Source organism: Aliiglaciecola lipolytica E3, assembly GCF_000314975.1.
Taxonomy (GTDB): Bacteria; Pseudomonadota; Gammaproteobacteria; order Enterobacterales; family Alteromonadaceae; genus Aliiglaciecola; species Aliiglaciecola lipolytica.
Window position 1 is genome coordinate 1 of record NZ_BAEN01000002.1, and the last position, 16011, is coordinate 16011.

Sequence of the window (16011 nt, forward strand, 5' to 3'; positions counted from 1 at the left end):
TAACGTCCAAAGCAACGGAAATGCGAGCGCTTTTGGCGCAGCCAGCGAGTATTTTCCGATGCCTTTGCTTGTTATTGCGCAACCCTTTGGACTAGCGCGGCTTTGCCGCCACCACCTGTTTGCACAACAACATGATTAAAAATATTACTCGTAGACTAAACCAACCTAGAACAAAACAACAACTGCTTTTTGACTGTTACATTGAACTGTTGCTGAGAAAAGTGGCGTGACCGGTGAGAAGAGCAACAAGTGGTCAACGACCTAGGACGATTATTAAAAAAGGAATTTGCTAAATCGAAGAAGGTAATTGAAACGCTACCTTGCTTAATTTGAAGTAGAAAAAGACAAAGCGCTATAACAATATTATTAGGTAAGAAATTTCCTTAAAACCAACAAGGAAAAATTCCTTAATTTAACGTAGTTCATTTTTACCACACTGGATAACTGTCTGTACAGGTTAAAAATATTGGCATATTTTTTTCGTACCATTGTAAAAGTACAGTTTATTTCTAATAACTTGCGGTTAGACGGAGTAGGGGACTATTCTGTTGGTTTATACAGTGCTTTTACAAGGAACGTAAAACCAATGAAGTCACCTTTTTTAGTAATGCTTAAGGATGAAATGTATAAACGTCATTATGCGAAACGAACGATTGAAACTTACTTAACTTGGATCAGTAGTTTTATTATTTTCCATAAAAAGCGTCACCCGGCACAGTTACATAATATGGAAGTTGAGCTGTTCTTATCTCATTTGGTTTTGGAATTAGATGTAGCAGTCTCTACTCAAAAAATTGCGTTGAATGCGCTAACATTTTTGTATGCCGAAATATTAGATAATCCTTTATCACTAAAACTCAAATATGTACGAAGTACACGACAACAAAAGTTACCGGTGGTGTTAACACAACCGGAAATACGTAGTTTACTTAATTGTATTAATGCTAATTATAAATTACCTGCTTCACTTCTATATGGAAGCGGCTTGCGATTAATGGAATGTATACGATTAAGGGTGCAGGATATCGATTTTGATTATAAGTCTATTCGTATTTGGAACAGCAAGGGTGGTAAACATCGTATTGTTACATTGGCTGATAGTCTAATTTCTGATTTACATAAGCAGATAATAATGGCTGAGCATTATCTGGCCGCAGATATTGTTAACCCTGATTTTTCAGGTGTATGGATGCCTAACAGGCTGAGGGTTAAATACAAATCGGCAAGTAGAGATTTGGGGTGGCAATATCTTTTTCCATCTAGCCGATTGTCAATTGATCCAGAAACAAAAAAGATGCGTCGTCACCATATTGATGAAACAGGTCTGCAAAAAGCAATTAGAATCGCCAGTAAAAAGGCTTCTATCCCAAAAAAAGTGACGCCTCACACGCTTCGTCATACGTTTGCAACGCATTTATTGCAGTCAGGAGCAGACATTAGAACAGTACAAGATCAACTAGGTCATGCTGATTTACGTACTACGCAAATTTATACGCATATACTTCAAAGGGGAGGGAACTCAGTTATCAGTCCGCTTTCAAACTTGTTTTAACTTTATTTTGGTAGAATTTTACTGTGCTAGCAATTTCTCTAACTGCTTGGTTTCAATGTAAGTGAAAACGTCACGCCAACTCAAAATACCAACTGCTTGATTATCTGAGGTGACTACGGGAATGCATGATACACGGTGTTTATTAAACGTTTGTATTGCGCTGAAAAGTCCGTTATTGGGATGTAAAGTAACTAACTTTCTACTCATAATTTGATGCACTCGTTTGTTTAAACTTGCCACATCTTTTATCGATTCCATTGCTGTATCTATATTTGGGCTAATTGCTTTGAGAAAGTCTCTATCAGATAAAATTCCCACCAGTTTTTTGTTTTCAATTACCAATAAATGATGAAATTTATGATTTTCAAATAGTTGTTTAACATGTGCCAATGTATTGTCCATTTGCACGCTCACTATTTCCTTTGTCATTATTTTTTCTATTTTCATTAGGCCGGAAGAATCCCTGTAAACACCAGTATCAGCATAAACTATAAACGACAGGTTGTTTAGTTTGCTAGGTATAGCTTTTCTAATTTCAGAATAGGAGGGATATGAGTTTGTTAGAAAATAAAAAACCCAGCGCTTGGCTGGGTTTTGAAAAGATAACTAATCTCTGGTTATTTACGCATTTTTTGAATTAAGCGTATCTGTGCAAGAGCTTCTGCAAGTTGCGCAGCGGCTTCCGCATAATCGAAATCGGCACCGCCGTTTGCAATATGCTCTTCAGCTGAACGTTTTGCTTCTAACGCAGATTGTTCATCTAAATCTTCTGCACGAACAGCAGTATCTGCCAAAACAGTCACTGTGTTAGGTTGAACTTCTAACATGCCACCGGCTATGTAGATAATTTCCTCTTCACCGTGCTGTTTAACCAAACGAACCATGCCAGGATTTAACGCAGTAATTAAAGGTGCATGTCCAGGATGAATACCTAGCTCACCTTCACTACCGGTAATCTGAATAGTTTCTACCAGACCAGAAAATATCTTGTCTTCGGCGCTTACCACATCCAGATGTACTGTCATTGCCATGGGACCTCCTAAATAGGTTTATGAAAAAACAAAGGGAAAGACACAAGTTACTGCGTCTTATTTACCTTTCGCTTTTTCAGCGGCTTCGTCAATTGAGCCAACCATGTAGAAAGCTTGCTCTGGTAAGTGATCATACTCACCTGCAAGGATCCCTTTAAAGCCACTGATAGTATCTTTCAAAGATACATATTTACCTGGAGAACCGGTAAATACTTCAGCAACGAAGAATGGCTGTGACAAGAAACGTTGGATCTTACGAGCACGAGATACTGAAAGTTTGTCTTCTTCTGACAATTCGTCCATACCTAGAATCGCAATGATATCTTTCAATTCTTTATAACGCTGAAGAACCGACTGAACTCCACGTGCTGTGTCATAGTGCTCTTGACCAATAACCTGTGGATCAAGCTGACGAGACGTTGAATCTAGTGGATCTACCGCAGGGTAAATACCCAAAGAAGCGATATCACGAGACAATACAACTGTTGCATCTAAGTGAGCAAAGGTTGTTGCTGGACTTGGGTCAGTCAAATCATCCGCAGGTACGTATACCGCTTGGATTGATGTAATTGAACCAGTCTTAGTTGAGGCGATACGCTCTTGTAGTACACCCATTTCTTCAGCCAATGTAGGCTGATAACCTACTGCTGATGGCATACGACCTAGTAGTGCAGATACTTCTGTACCAGCTAGGGTATAACGATAGATGTTATCTACGAAGAAAAGTACGTCACGACCTTCGTCACGGAATTTTTCAGCCATAGTCAAACCGGTCAATGCTACACGCAAACGGTTTCCAGGTGGCTCATTCATTTGTCCGTAAACTAGTGATACTTTGTCTAGTACGTTAGATTCGTTCATTTCGTGATAGAAATCGTTACCTTCACGAGTACGCTCACCAACACCTGCGAATACTGAGTATCCACTGTGCTCGATTGCGATGTTACGAATCAATTCCATCATGTTTACTGTTTTACCTACACCAGCACCACCAAACAAACCAACTTTACCACCTTTTGCAAATGGGCAAACCAAGTCGATTACTTTGATACCAGTTTCTAGTAGTTCAACAGAACTAGATTGTTCTTCGTAGCTAGGCGCTGCACGGTGAATAGACATACGCTCTTCTTCACCAATAGGGCCTGCTTCGTCGATTGGATTACCTAAAACGTCCATAATACGGCCCAATGTTTTGGTACCAACTGGAACGTTAATAGGTTCACCTGTGTTTTCTACAGCAAGTCCACGGCTTAGACCGTCTGTGGTTCCCAATGCGATACTACGTACCACACCGCCACCAAGTTGCTGTTGCACTTCTAAGGTTAATCCCTGCAAATTACCTTCGGTAATTTTCAGTGCGTCATAGATAGTTGGAACGGCATCTTGTGGAAATTCAATATCCACAACCGCGCCAATGATTTGGACGACCTTACCTTGACTCATGTTTAGTCCTCATTAATTTTTAAACCTTTGCCTACACCGCTGCCGCGCCGCTAACTATTTCACTAATTTCTTGTGTAATAGCTGCTTGACGAGCTTTGTTGTATACCAATTGCAAATCATCGATTAGATCGCCTGCGTTATCGGTAGCGGCTTTCATCGCTACCATTCGCGCGGCTTGCTCTGACGCAGAGTTTTCTACTACGCCTTGGTACACCTGAGATTCGATATAACGAACCATTAATTTTTCCAAAATTGGTTTTGGATCTGGTTCGTAAATGTAATCCCAACGATGCTTTAATTCTTTTTCATCAGACTTAGGCAAAGGTAACAATTGATCGATTCTGGGCTCTTGTGTCATGGTATTTACGAAGTCGTTGTAGACCAAAAATAAACGGTCAATTTCTCCTTCGTTGTACGCATTTAACATTACACGTACCAAACCAATCACATCTTGAACACTTGGCGAATCACCTATGCCAGATTCAGCAGCAAGTACTTTGCCCCCGAATCGGCCGAAAAATGCACATGCTTTTGCACCCAATGCAGCGAAGCTCACTTCAACGTCTTGTTGTTGCCACTTTTTGACGTCAATGCTCACTTTCTTGAACTCATTTGAGTTCAAACCACCACAAAGGCCACGGTCGGTTGAAATCACGATATAACCAACACGTTTAACCTCACGCTCTTCCAAATATGGATGGCGATATTCAAGGTTACCGTGGGCCACGTGACCAATCACATTACGCATGCTTTCGGCATATGGACGGCTGGATTCCATACGGTCTTGCGCCTTTTTCATTTTAGACGCGGCAACCATTTCCATAGCACTGGTGATCTTCTGAGTATTCTTAATACTCCCGATCTTACCTTTTATCTCTTTACCGCTGGCCATGACTTATCTCCGATTTCTCAACGTTAGGGTAGCAGTGATGCTACCCAATTGATTACCAAGTTTGTGTCGCTTTGAATTTATCCAAAGCTTCACTCAACTGGGCTTCAATCTCACCGTTGTAGTTACCAGTGTCGTTAAGTGTTTTCATAAGCTCAGCATATTCAGCATTCATAAAAGAATGAAGTGAAGATTCAAAATCTAGTACTTTATTCAATTCAATGCCTTTCAGATAGCCTTTTTCAACAGCAAACAAAGACACACCCATATCGCCCACTGAAAGTGGTGCATATTGGTTCTGCTTCATTAATTCTGTTACGCGCTCACCATGTTCTAGTTGCTCACGAGTCGCTTCATCAAGGTCAGATGCGAACTGCGAGAACGCCGCCAATTCACGATACTGAGCCAAGGCTAGACGAATACCGCCACCGAGTTTCTTGATGATTTTAGTTTGCGCAGCACCACCAACACGAGATACCGAAATACCGGCGTTTACCGCTGGGCGAATACCCGCGTTAAACAAATCAGATTCTAAGAAGATCTGACCGTCGGTAATTGATATTACGTTGGTAGGTACGAATGCTGATACGTCACCGGCTTGCGTTTCAATGATAGGCAATGCAGTCAATGAACCTGTTTGGCCTTTAACTTTACCATCTGTGAATTTCTCTACATAAACTTCGTTTACACGAGCAGCACGCTCAAGAAGACGAGAGTGTAGATAGAAAACATCACCAGGATAAGCTTCACGACCTGGCGGACGACGAAGTAGCAATGAAATTTGACGATACGCTACAGCTTGCTTAGACAAATCATCGTATACGATAAGTGCGTCTTCACCGCGGTCACGGAAAAACTCACCCATTGTACAACCAGAATATGGTGCTAAGTATTGTAATGCTGCAGATTCAGACGCAGAAGCGGCAACAACAATGGTGTGATCCATTGCACCGTGCTCTTCTAACTTACGTACTACGTTAGCAATAGTAGATGCCTTTTGGCCTACCGCTACGTATACACAGCTTACGCCAGTACCTTTTTGATTGATGATGGCATCGATTGCCAAAGCAGTTTTACCTGTTTGACGGTCACCGATAACCAATTCACGTTGTCCACGACCAACTGGGATCATGGCATCAACCGATTTATAACCAGTTTGGATTGGCTGGTCTACTGATTGACGTTCGATAACGCCTGGTGCAATTTTCTCAACTGGTTCAAAACCTTCTGCATCAATTGCGCCTTTACCATCAATAGGCTCGCCCAAAGTGTTAACTACGCGACCTAAAAGGGCACGGCCAACAGGCACTTCCAAAATACGACCTGTAGATTGGACTTTCATACCTTCACGTAGGTCCGCATAAGGACCCATTACTACCGCACCTACAGAATCTCGTTCTAGGTTTAACGCGATAGCATAACGATTACCAGGAAGCTCAATCATTTCACCTTGCATAACATCGGCAAGGCCATGGACACGAATGATACCGTCGGTAACACCAACTATTGTACCTTCGTTGCGAGCTTCACTTTTTACATCAAACTGTTCAATTCGTTTTTTGATCAGTTCTGCAATTTCAGTGGAATTCAGTTGCATGCTCTATTTCCCCGCTATGATTGTAAAACGTCTGATAGACGGTGTAGTTTTGATCTAACCGAACCATCAATTACTGTGTCACCGGCTTTAATAATGACTCCGGCCACAATGTCAGCATCGACGTTACAATTCAGCTTAACTTTTCGTGCAAGACGTGTCTCAAGAGACGCGCTGATTTCAGATAGTTGTTTTTCGCTTAATTCAACAGCAGAGGTAACCTCTACATCTATTTCTTTGTCAAATTCCGCTTTATATTGAGTAAACAACAATGCAATATCAGGTAGCGCTTTTAAGCGTCCATTCTCAGCCAAAACACCAATAAGGTTCTGACCCGCTTCGTCGAGTTGTTCACCGCACACGCTGTTGAACAATTCAGCTAGTTTTTCAGCAGCCATAGCGCTCGATAAGATGTCATCCATCTGTTCGTTATCCGCTACTTCACCTGCAAACATCAGCATTTCTTGCCAGTGTGTGACAGCTTGCTTCTCAACCGCATAGTCGAAAGCTGCTTTAGCATAAGGGCGAGCAACAGTTGTCGATTCAGACATAGCTCATGTGCCCCTTATAGCTCTGCGACAAGTTTTTCAACTATGTCACTTTGTGCAGCGGCGTCGATTTCTCTCGCCAAGATTTTTTCAGCACCAGCAACAGCTAACACTGCGACTTGCTTACGAAGATCTTCTTTCACACGGTTGCGCTCTGCTTCAATTTCGGTTTGTCCTTGCGCGATAATTTTTTCACGCTCAACATGGCCACGTTGCGTTTCTTCATCAATAATTTGATTAGCACGCTTTTTAGCTTGTTCGATAATTTCAGCTGCTTGAGTTTTCGCTTCTTTCAATTGCTCAGTTGCTTTTTGTTGCGCCAGCTCAAGGTCTTTTTCACCTCGTTCTGAAGCCGCTAAGCCGTCAGCAATTTTTTGTTGGCGATCTTCTATAGCGCCCATAATAGGGGGCCATACATACTTCATGCAGAACCACACGAAGAATATAAATGCTATTAATTCGCCAATTAGAGTGAAATTGATATTCAAGTCCGCTCCTCCTAAGTTCGTTGATTACAATTGTTGTGCTTAAACAGCAAACTTCGCGCTTTCAACAAACAACAAGAATAGTGCGATAGCCACACCAATCATCGCGATAGCATCGATAAGACCCGCTACGATGAACATTTTTACTTGTAGAGTAGGCGCTAGTTCTGGTTGACGAGCAGCTGACTCTAGAAATTTACCACCCAAGATACCAAAGCCAATAGCTGGCCCTAGTGCACATAGACCAATCAAAATACCAACAGCGATATATAGATTACCCAAGATTTCCATAGATTTTCACCTTTGTGTTTTAAGTTAAAGTTTAAAAAAAATTAGTAGTTAGAAATTAGTGTTCTTCACTTGCCAGACTCAAATACACGATGGTTAACATCATGAATATGAACGCTTGCAACGGAATGACCAACAAGTGGAATGCAGCCCATATGAAATGCAACGGCAATTGCCATAGCCCCATAGTTCCTGCAATCAGAATAAATATCAGCTCACCTGCGTAGAGGTTACCAAACAAACGCAATGATAAAGACAAGGGTTTGGCTAATAACGAGACTAGTTCAAGTATGAAGTTGAACCAGTACAACCACGGCGTGTTAAACGGATGAGCATACAGCTCCTTCATAAAGCCGCCGAATCCTTTGATTTTGATGGAATAAAAAATCATCAAAACAAACACGCCAATGGATAATGCAAAGGTCATGTTTACGTCTGTGGTAGGTACCACTTTCATATATGTGTGTGATTGTCCTGAGGCGATCGTTTCCCATGATTCGCCAGCAATTAAAGAGGCCAATGTAGGTAAGAAATCAACTGGGATAAGATCCATCAAGTTCATTAGCAATACCCACACGAAAATAGTGAGCGCTAATGGCGCAATAAGAGGACTTTTACCGTGATAGGTACTTTTGACTGTATCAGCAACGAATTCGACAATAATTTCAACTAAAGCCTGCCACTTTCCAGGGACACCAACAGTTGCTTTTTTCGCTGCTGCACGAAAACTTAAAATAAACACCAATCCAAGAACCACAGACCATGCCAGCGTGTCGACATGAAGAGTCATAAACCCTTCTCCGACAGATGCATTGGTCAAGTGGTGCTGAATATAACCGCTAATGGTTTGTTCGCCACCCGATCCTGCCATTTTTCCATCCAAATTGTATAAAGTTAAAAATTCTGGGTAAACATCTCGTCAAACATCGTTTACTGGTTTAACGCGATGTAAAAAACTAATTATCGGCCATTGTGCCATCGTGGTTATCAGATAAGTGACTAATAACGCTAAAAATTCAATTTCAGACCATTTAAACGCTAAAGAAAATAAAATAATGGTCAAAAAGAATTTTATTTTGCTGCCTCTGTTAAAACTCCGTACTACCAGTTTATTTTGCCTGGCACCGGCGTATCTAAACGCGTAGTGAGCGAACACCAAAGCCGGAAGTAGACAGGTAATACCACCATAAAAAGCAGAAATACCGCTATTTTGACCCTTAAGAATCGCAAATAATATAGAGCAGACAATGGCAACAATACTTTGAAAAAACAGTACTTTCCGAGCCAACTGTCGACCTTCGCTGGTCAAGCTAGTTGCCAAATTATCCCTCAGTGCGTTTATACCTAAACAAAAAGCGCCAAAAGTATACTGTTTTATCGCAAATATTCAACCATTAAGCGTGTTTTGTTGTGTAATTTGTATTAATACATAGTTAACTACAATGTAGCCATTTAATTGTCTTCATTTCAGCAGCTATTTAACCACCATTATGGGGTTAAATCCCCAAAACTATGTAGCATGGGATTTATCCCATAGATATGCTCAAACAACTTCTCGGGGCTAAAGCCCCCACTACAATAAAACATGTAGCATGGGATTTATCCCATGGATATGTTCAAACAACTTCTCGGGGCTAGAGCCCCCACTACAATTTAATTCTATTTGTGGATTATTTGATATGACTTAAGATCCCATCCAATTCATCCAAGCTCGAAAAATTAATTGTCAACTTTCCTTTACCCTTTGCATTGTGAGCAATACTAACAGGCGCGCCTAAATTATCCGATAACTGACTTTCTAAACGTTGCACGTCTGGATCAACTTTAGGTTCAGCTTTTGGTTTTGGAGGCTCAAGTAATTTGCGTACAAGATTTTCTGTATCGCGAACGGTTAGTCCTTTGCCCGACACGGTTTGTGCTGCATCGGTTTGCACATCACCTTGCAAAGCAAGTAATGCACGAGCATGACCCATTTCAATGTCGCCATGCTCTAATAATAATTTTACGTCATCGTTAAGATTATTCAGACGCAGAAGATTGGTAACGGTTGTTCTGGATTTTCCGACCGCTTCAGCGACTTCTTGATGAGTAAGTTCAAATTCGGTCATTAATCTATCTAGAGCTTGTGCTTCTTCCATTGCATTGAGATCTTCACGCTGAATATTCTCAATCAAAGCAATTGCAACAGCGGCTTCGTCAGGCACGTTCTTGATTATGCAGGGCACTACATCAAGCTTGGCTAACTGTGATGCTCGCCAACGGCGTTCACCCGCTATAATTTCGAACTTATCCTCACTCACTTTACGTACCACGATAGGCTGAATGACGCCTTGTGAACGAATTGAGGAAGCTAGATCATCTAATGCTTCAGGTGACATATCTTTACGAGGTTGATATTTGCCAGCTTGCAAAAACTCTATAGGCAGTTTTTGCAATTCACTGCTACGTTCTGAAATATCCGACTCTTGTTTTGCACTACTAGTGGCTAGTAATGCATCCAATCCTCTGCCTAAGCCTCTTTTTTTCGACGACATGTCTACCATTAACCTTTTTCTTAACTCGCTTCTTTAAGGGTTTTATTACGACGACGCAGTATCTCACCTGCCAGTGCTAAATATGCCTTCGCACCCGTAGAAGATTTATCGTAATACATTGCTGGCGCACCAAAACTCGGCGCTTCTGCCAGTCTCACATTGCGGGGAATAACTGTGCGATAAACCTGTTCACCAAAATGTCTTTTTAATTGTTCAGATACATCGTTTGCTAGTCTATTTCGAGGGTCATACATAGTTCGTAGAACCCCTTCGATTTTAAGATCTGGATTGACCACAGAAGCTAACTTTTTAATTGTGTCCATCAACGCCGTAAGGCCTTCTAGCGCATAATATTCACATTGCATTGGAACTAGCACTGAATCAGCTGCTGCCATCGCATTTACCGTTAATTGACTTAAGGACGGCGGACAATCTATAAAAATATAATCGTAGTAGTCTCGCACGGGTTCCAACGCTCTACGCAGTCGAAGTTCGCGGGCAAACACTTCCATTAATTTAATTTCAGCAGCTGTCACGTCACTATTACCGGCAATGAGATCGTATTTACCAGACGTTTCTGTGATCACCACGTCTTGGACAGGCTTATCTTCAATTAGCAGTTCATAACAGGTGGAATCGACCTCGTATTTGTCAATACCGCTTCCCATCGTTGCGTTACCTTGAGGATCTAAGTCTATTAGCAGTACTTTTCGTTTCGTAGCCGCCATCGACGCTGCAACATTAACTGCTGTAGTCGTTTTTCCAACACCACCTTTTTGGTTAGCTATTGCTATGACTTTCGCCAACTTATCCGTCCGTTTATCTTTAATTTCAGGTATTGAATTGAGTAGTAGGCACTAACTAACTTTTTTGATTTTAATCAAATGACGTTCGCCTTCAAGTACCGGTATATCTAGTTTAATAGATTCTATCACTTCAAATCCATCAGGTAGAAGTGCTATTTCCTGTTCTGGAAATTGACCTTTTAACGCAAGAAATTCACCTTGTGAATCTACCAGATGTTGGCACCAGTGCAACATATCTTTTATCGACGCAAACGCTCGACTCAATACCCCATCAAGTTGGATATCGCTAGAATACTGCTCTACACGGGATTGAACCGGTTCAATATTTTTTAAGCCTAATTCGAATGACGCTTGTTTCATAAAGCGAACACGCTTACCTAAACTATCTAACAACACAAAATGTTTATCAGGATGCATAATTGAAAGTGGTATTCCAGGTAATCCAGGACCCGTCCCTACATCAATGTAGTGAGCGCGATCTAGATAGGGTGCAACCACAATTGAATCGACAATGTGTTTAATTAGCATTTGTTGAGGATCACGGACAGACGTTAGATTGTATGCCTTATTCCATTTGTGGATCATCAGCACGAAATCAATCAAACTTTGTCTTTGCTGTTCATTAATTTCTAACGTTAAAGACGATACAGCTTTATCAAATGCCGACAATAAGTCGTTTTTTAGATCATCCATCAGGCGCTTTGCAGATTGTTACTATGATCTTTACGTAACAGTCCCTGTTTTTTCAAATGCACTAACAACAACGAAATAGCAGCAGGCGTAATACCTGAAATTCGCGTGGCTTTTCCTATCGTTTCAGGACGGGTTTCGGTTAATTTCGCAACCACTTCATTTGATAAACCAGAAATGGTGCTGTAATCGAAATCCATGGGCAGAAGGGTATTTTCATGCCGTAAACTTTTTGCGATTTCATCTTTTTGACGTTCAATATACCCAGCATACTTGATTTGAATTTCTACTTGTTCCGCTGCTTGTGGATTGACAAGTGCAGGGCCAAGACCTTCAATTTTCATAAGTTTCTGATATGTCATTTCAGGACGACGAATAAGGTCTTCCAACGAATGTTCGCGGCTTACCGGATTTTTAAGCAGCGGATTTAGCGTCTCCACTGCCGGATGATTTGGGTGGATCCAAGTGCTTTTAAGACGTTGTTTTTCTTGCTCGATCGCTTCCATTTTTTGATTAAAAGCAGCCCAGCGATCATCGTCTACCAAGCCAATTTCACGGCCTTTTGCAGTTAATCGAACATCTGCATTGTCTTCACGCAATAGCAATCTGTATTCAGCACGGCTGGTAAACATTCGGTAAGGTTCTTTCGTTCCCATAGTGGCTAAATCATCAATTAATACGCCAGCATAAGCTTCATCACGACGTAAAATTAATGAATCTTTTTCTTGAACCTGCAGCGCCGCGTTGGCTCCTGCAAGAAGTCCTTGTGCACCAGCTTCTTCATAGCCTGTTGTACCGTTAATTTGACCGGCAAAAAACAGACCCTGTATAAATTTGGTTTCCAATGATTGTTTCAAATCTCTGGGATCAAAGAAATCGTACTCAATGGCATAGCCTGGACGAATAATATGTGCGTTTTCAAATCCCTTAATTGATCGAACCAGATCAAACTGCACATCAAACGGTAAGCTAGTTGAGATCCCATTTGGATAAATCTCAATACTATTTAAGCCTTCCGGTTCAACGAAGATTTGATGGGAGTTTTTATCCGCAAAACGATTAATTTTGTCTTCAATGGAAGGACAATATCTTGGTCCTATTCCCTCAATGACCCCGGTATACATGGGGGAACGATCTAAACCTGATCGGATGATATCATGGGTTTTTTCATTGGTATGAGTGATATAACACGAGATTTGACGTGGATGATCTTCCACTTTGCCCATAAACGAAACGACCGGCAATGGTGTATCACCTGGCTGTTCCTGCATCGCATCATAGTTCAATGTGCGCGAATCTAGTCGTGCAGGTGTGCCTGTTTTTAAGCGATCAACTCTAAATGGCAGTGCACGTAGACGTTCTGCTAAGGCGATCGAAGGTGGATCGCCAGCTCTACCGCCTTTGTAATTTTGTAATCCAATATGAATGGTGCCACCCAAAAATGTACCTACAGTGAGAACAACTGTTTTGGCTTTAAATTTAAGTCCCATTTGGGTAACCACACCAGTGACTCGGTCGTTTTCAACAATTAAATCATCACAAGATTGTTGGAAGATTGTAAGGTTTTCTTGGTGTTCCAAAATAGAGCGAATAGCTAAACGATATAACGAACGATCTGCTTGAGCGCGAGTGGCTCTAACTGCAGGTCCTTTACTGGAATTTAAAGTACGAAATTGAATACCGGCTTTATCGGTAGCCAATGCCATAGCTCCACCTAGCGCATCGATTTCTTTAACTAAGTGACCTTTACCAATCCCACCAATCGCAGGATTACATGACATTTGACCTAATGTTTCAATATTGTGGGTGAGCAAAAGAGTTTTTACACCCATACGCGCAGCAGCAAGAGCAGCTTCAGTGCCTGCATGGCCTCCACCGACCACAATCACATCAAAATCTTGTTGGTAAAACATAAGTGCCTCGAAGTTTGCGTATATTTCAAATTACAGCATAGATCAGTAAATTGATCGCCGTTTGAAAATGGGCGCGTATTTTATACTTATTTGATCAAAATGGAAATGCTTATAATTCGTTCAAAGGTAGAAAAATTAAGGTTTGTGTATTTATTTTAATATTGGATCTATGCCGATCTTTGGATCGTTAATCTTTATGATCTATTTAACTTGTTAGTTTATTTTTATTATTATTAAGCAAGAAAAGATCTGTATATAAGCCATTTTTATTTATATAAATCAATTTGTTACAGACGATCAAAAGATGTGATCAAGAGTTGATCAAATGCGTATAAGATGTGGATAAATAGCGATCTTATCCACAGGCGAGATCTTCTAATATTCTGTCCAGTTGATAACCTCAGGATATACAGCAGTTATACATAAAGTTATACACAAGCAAAATTTGTATTATGGAACTGATCTTATCGACGTGTTTAAGCACTTTCTCGGGGCTAAAGTCCCCAATACAATGCAACGATGTAGCATGGGATTTATCCCATGGGTATGTTCAATTATCCTCTCGGGACTAAAGTCCCCACTACAATGCAACGATGTAGCATGGGATTTATCCCATGGATGTGTTCAATTACCCTCTCGGGACTAAAGTCCCCACTACAATGCAACGGTGTATCATGGGATTTATCCCATGGATGTGTTCAATTACCTTCTCGAGACAAAAGTCCCCACTACAATGCAACGGTGTAGCATGGGATTTATCCCATGGATGTGTTCAATTATCCTCTCGGGGCTAAAGCCCCCACTACGATGCGACGGTGTAGCATGGGATTTATCCCATGGATGTGTTCAATTACCTTCTCGAGACAAAAGTCCCCACTACAATGCAACTATGCAGCAAGGGATATATCCAATGGAAAATAAAAAATTGCTAAGTGGTACGACTATACGAATAAATGATTAATGTTTATACATAGTGAAAATTTGAATTCATAAACAATTGTCACAGATACTAATCTGTATTGTTTAGCTCTGTGAATTCTAAATATGCCAAAAATACCACGCGACAAATCAAATGATTACAGCCTTGAAATGGCCAAAACCCGACGAGCGTTTTTGACTCAAAAAACCGGTCAATCTTTACAACAGGTTGGTCATTTTTCTCTGCAACCGGAATCCTTGCCTGGAAATATTGAAAATTTTATTGGTGTAGCACAAGTACCAATTGGTTTAGCTGGTCCCATGTTGATTGACGGATTAGAAGCAAATGGTGAATTTTATGTTCCAATGGCAACAACCGAAGGTACGTTAGTTGCCAGTTATAATCGAGGTATGCGACTGACCAATGAAGCTGGTGGTATTAAAACCACTGTGATTGATGATGCGATGCAACGTGCTCCACTATTTTCTTTTTGTGATGCTCGGGCTGCGTTAGCATTTGGTCAATGGGTCACTGATAATTTCGAACAGATAAAAGCAAAAGCAGAAGAGACCACTTCAGTAGGTAAGTTGCGAGATATTGAACAGTATGCCGTATCTAAAATACGTTGGTTACGTTTTAACTATACCTGTGGTGATGCTGCTGGTCAGAATATGGTAAGTAAAGCGACTCGTCATGCCTGCCAGTGGATATTGGATCAGAAAATTGAAGGTCTTGACCATTTCGCATTATCTGCAAATTTAGATACTGATAAAAAACATTCGTTTGTTAATTCATTGCACACCAGAGGAAAACGCGTTGTTGCAGAGGTGGTTATCCCAGCAGCTCTTATGAAGTCAATTATGCACTGTACTCCAGAAGAGTTATATAAGCAGCGACAGTTTTCGAATATGGGTGCATTCATGGCTGGAAGTGTTAGTAATGGAGCACATTTTGCCAATGGCATAACTGCAGTATTTATTGCCTGTGGCCAGGATGTCGCTAATGTCGCTGAATCATCAGCCGGCTATTCATTTAGTGAAATAACTGCCGATGGCGATTATTATTTTTCAGTGACAATTCCGTCATTAGTTGTAGCAACCTACGGTGGTGGCACAGGTTTAGCAACGCAAAGAGAATGTTTAGAAACATTAGGTTGTTATGGTAAAGGGGGAGTGAATAAATTCGCAGAAATTGTTGCGGCAACAGTATTGTGTGGGGAATTATCGCTTGGTGCAGCAGTTGTGGCTGATGAGTGGGTGTCTAGTCACGATCAATACGGACGTAATCGACCATAGTATTTTAGGTAATCGAATTTAACT

Annotated in this window: 16 protein-coding genes; 2 read left to right on the plus strand and 14 right to left on the minus strand. The window is 41.0% G+C overall.

What is annotated here, in order from left to right; translation table 11 throughout:
* Positions 1 to 586: 586 nt before the first annotated feature.
* Entirely contained in the window at positions 587 to 1552 is a 966-nt protein-coding gene (locus tag GLIP_RS00010) for an integron integrase (RefSeq protein ID WP_008842476.1), read from the plus strand.
* Positions 1553 to 1570: 18 nt separating this feature from the next.
* Here the strand turns inward: GLIP_RS00010 and GLIP_RS00015 are convergent, their stop codons facing one another.
* From GLIP_RS00015 to mnmG, 14 genes are all read right to left on the minus strand, one after another.
* Positions 1571 to 1981 (minus strand): CBS domain-containing protein, encoded by a 411-nt coding sequence (locus GLIP_RS00015; protein ID WP_264363514.1) that lies wholly within the window; start codon positions 1979 to 1981, stop codon positions 1571 to 1573.
* 188 nt (positions 1982 to 2169) lie between these two features.
* Complete coding sequence (locus tag GLIP_RS00020; RefSeq protein WP_008842478.1) at positions 2170 to 2583, minus strand: F0F1 ATP synthase subunit epsilon; 414 nt, start codon at positions 2581 to 2583, stop codon at positions 2170 to 2172.
* A gap of 57 nt (positions 2584 to 2640) precedes the next feature.
* Positions 2641 to 4026: a F0F1 ATP synthase subunit beta gene (gene atpD / locus GLIP_RS00025; protein WP_008842479.1), complete on the minus strand. Its 1386-nt coding sequence runs from the start codon at positions 4024 to 4026 to the stop codon at positions 2641 to 2643.
* A gap of 31 nt (positions 4027 to 4057) precedes the next feature.
* Positions 4058 to 4918, minus strand: a complete 861-nt coding sequence (gene atpG / locus GLIP_RS00030) for a F0F1 ATP synthase subunit gamma (protein WP_008842480.1) — start codon at positions 4916 to 4918, stop codon at positions 4058 to 4060.
* A gap of 52 nt (positions 4919 to 4970) precedes the next feature.
* Positions 4971 to 6512 carry a F0F1 ATP synthase subunit alpha gene (gene atpA, locus GLIP_RS00035; protein ID WP_008842481.1) on the minus strand — a complete coding sequence of 514 codons (1542 nt, stop codon included), beginning with the start codon at positions 6510 to 6512 and terminating at the stop codon, positions 4971 to 4973.
* A 14-nt stretch (positions 6513 to 6526) separates the two neighbouring features.
* Positions 6527 to 7060, minus strand: a complete 534-nt coding sequence (gene atpH / locus GLIP_RS00040) for a F0F1 ATP synthase subunit delta (protein ID WP_008842482.1) — start codon at positions 7058 to 7060, stop codon at positions 6527 to 6529.
* 14 nt (positions 7061 to 7074) lie between these two features.
* Positions 7075 to 7545, minus strand: coding sequence for a F0F1 ATP synthase subunit B (gene atpF, locus GLIP_RS00045; protein ID WP_040521461.1), 471 nt, complete (start codon positions 7543 to 7545; stop codon positions 7075 to 7077).
* Positions 7546 to 7584: 39 nt separating this feature from the next.
* Entirely contained in the window at positions 7585 to 7833 is a 249-nt protein-coding gene (gene atpE, locus GLIP_RS00050) for a F0F1 ATP synthase subunit C (protein ID WP_008842484.1), read from the minus strand.
* Between the two features lie 55 nt (positions 7834 to 7888).
* Positions 7889 to 8701, minus strand: a complete 813-nt coding sequence (gene atpB, locus GLIP_RS00055; protein ID WP_008842485.1) for a F0F1 ATP synthase subunit A — start codon at positions 8699 to 8701, stop codon at positions 7889 to 7891.
* Between the two features lie 48 nt (positions 8702 to 8749).
* Positions 8750 to 9151 carry an ATP synthase subunit I gene (locus GLIP_RS00060; protein WP_008842486.1) on the minus strand — a complete coding sequence of 134 codons (402 nt, stop codon included), beginning with the start codon at positions 9149 to 9151 and terminating at the stop codon, positions 8750 to 8752.
* 349 nt (positions 9152 to 9500) lie between these two features.
* Entirely contained in the window at positions 9501 to 10364 is an 864-nt protein-coding gene (locus GLIP_RS00065; protein ID WP_008842487.1) for a ParB/RepB/Spo0J family partition protein, read from the minus strand.
* 20 nt (positions 10365 to 10384) lie between these two features.
* Positions 10385 to 11170, minus strand: a complete 786-nt coding sequence (locus GLIP_RS00070; protein WP_008842488.1) for a ParA family protein — start codon at positions 11168 to 11170, stop codon at positions 10385 to 10387.
* 51 nt (positions 11171 to 11221) lie between these two features.
* The gene (gene rsmG / locus GLIP_RS00075) at positions 11222 to 11863 is read right to left on the minus strand and encodes a 16S rRNA (guanine(527)-N(7))-methyltransferase RsmG (protein WP_008842489.1); all 642 of its coding nucleotides are present in this window, start codon (positions 11861 to 11863) and stop codon (positions 11222 to 11224) included.
* A complete protein-coding gene (gene mnmG / locus GLIP_RS00080; RefSeq protein WP_008842490.1) occupies positions 11863 to 13773 on the minus strand; it encodes a tRNA uridine-5-carboxymethylaminomethyl(34) synthesis enzyme MnmG in 1911 nt (636 codons plus the stop codon). The genes rsmG and mnmG overlap by 1 nt, the downstream gene beginning before the upstream one ends.
* A 1044-nt stretch (positions 13774 to 14817) precedes the next feature.
* Here mnmG and GLIP_RS00085 point away from each other — a divergent pair.
* Positions 14818 to 15987: a hydroxymethylglutaryl-CoA reductase gene (locus tag GLIP_RS00085; protein WP_008842491.1), complete on the plus strand. Its 1170-nt coding sequence runs from the start codon at positions 14818 to 14820 to the stop codon at positions 15985 to 15987.
* Positions 15988 to 16011 lie beyond the last annotated feature (24 nt).

Bases quoted from the DNA above. Each gene is read 5' to 3' on its own strand.
- GLIP_RS00010 (WP_008842476.1), top strand. From the start codon at position 587: ATGAAGTCACCTTTTTTAGTAATGCTTAAGGATGAAATGTATAAACGT.
- GLIP_RS00015 (WP_264363514.1), bottom strand. From the start codon at position 1,981: ATGACAAAGGAAATAGTGAGCGTGCAAATGGACAATACATTGGCACAT.
- GLIP_RS00020 (WP_008842478.1), bottom strand. From the start codon at position 2,583: ATGGCAATGACAGTACATCTGGATGTGGTAAGCGCCGAAGACAAGATA.
- atpD (WP_008842479.1), bottom strand. From the start codon at position 4,026: ATGAGTCAAGGTAAGGTCGTCCAAATCATTGGCGCGGTTGTGGATATT.
- atpG (WP_008842480.1), bottom strand. From the start codon at position 4,918: ATGGCCAGCGGTAAAGAGATAAAAGGTAAGATCGGGAGTATTAAGAAT.
- atpA (WP_008842481.1), bottom strand. From the start codon at position 6,512: ATGCAACTGAATTCCACTGAAATTGCAGAACTGATCAAAAAACGAATT.
- atpH (WP_008842482.1), bottom strand. From the start codon at position 7,060: ATGTCTGAATCGACAACTGTTGCTCGCCCTTATGCTAAAGCAGCTTTC.
- atpE (WP_008842484.1), bottom strand. From the start codon at position 7,833: ATGGAAATCTTGGGTAATCTATATATCGCTGTTGGTATTTTGATTGGT.
- atpB (WP_008842485.1), bottom strand. From the start codon at position 8,701: ATGGCAGGATCGGGTGGCGAACAAACCATTAGCGGTTATATTCAGCAC.
- GLIP_RS00065 (WP_008842487.1), bottom strand. From the start codon at position 10,364: ATGTCGTCGAAAAAAAGAGGCTTAGGCAGAGGATTGGATGCATTACTA.
- rsmG (WP_008842489.1), bottom strand. From the start codon at position 11,863: ATGGATGATCTAAAAAACGACTTATTGTCGGCATTTGATAAAGCTGTA.
- mnmG (WP_008842490.1), bottom strand. From the start codon at position 13,773: ATGTTTTACCAACAAGATTTTGATGTGATTGTGGTCGGTGGAGGCCAT.
- GLIP_RS00085 (WP_008842491.1), top strand. From the start codon at position 14,818: ATGCCAAAAATACCACGCGACAAATCAAATGATTACAGCCTTGAAATG.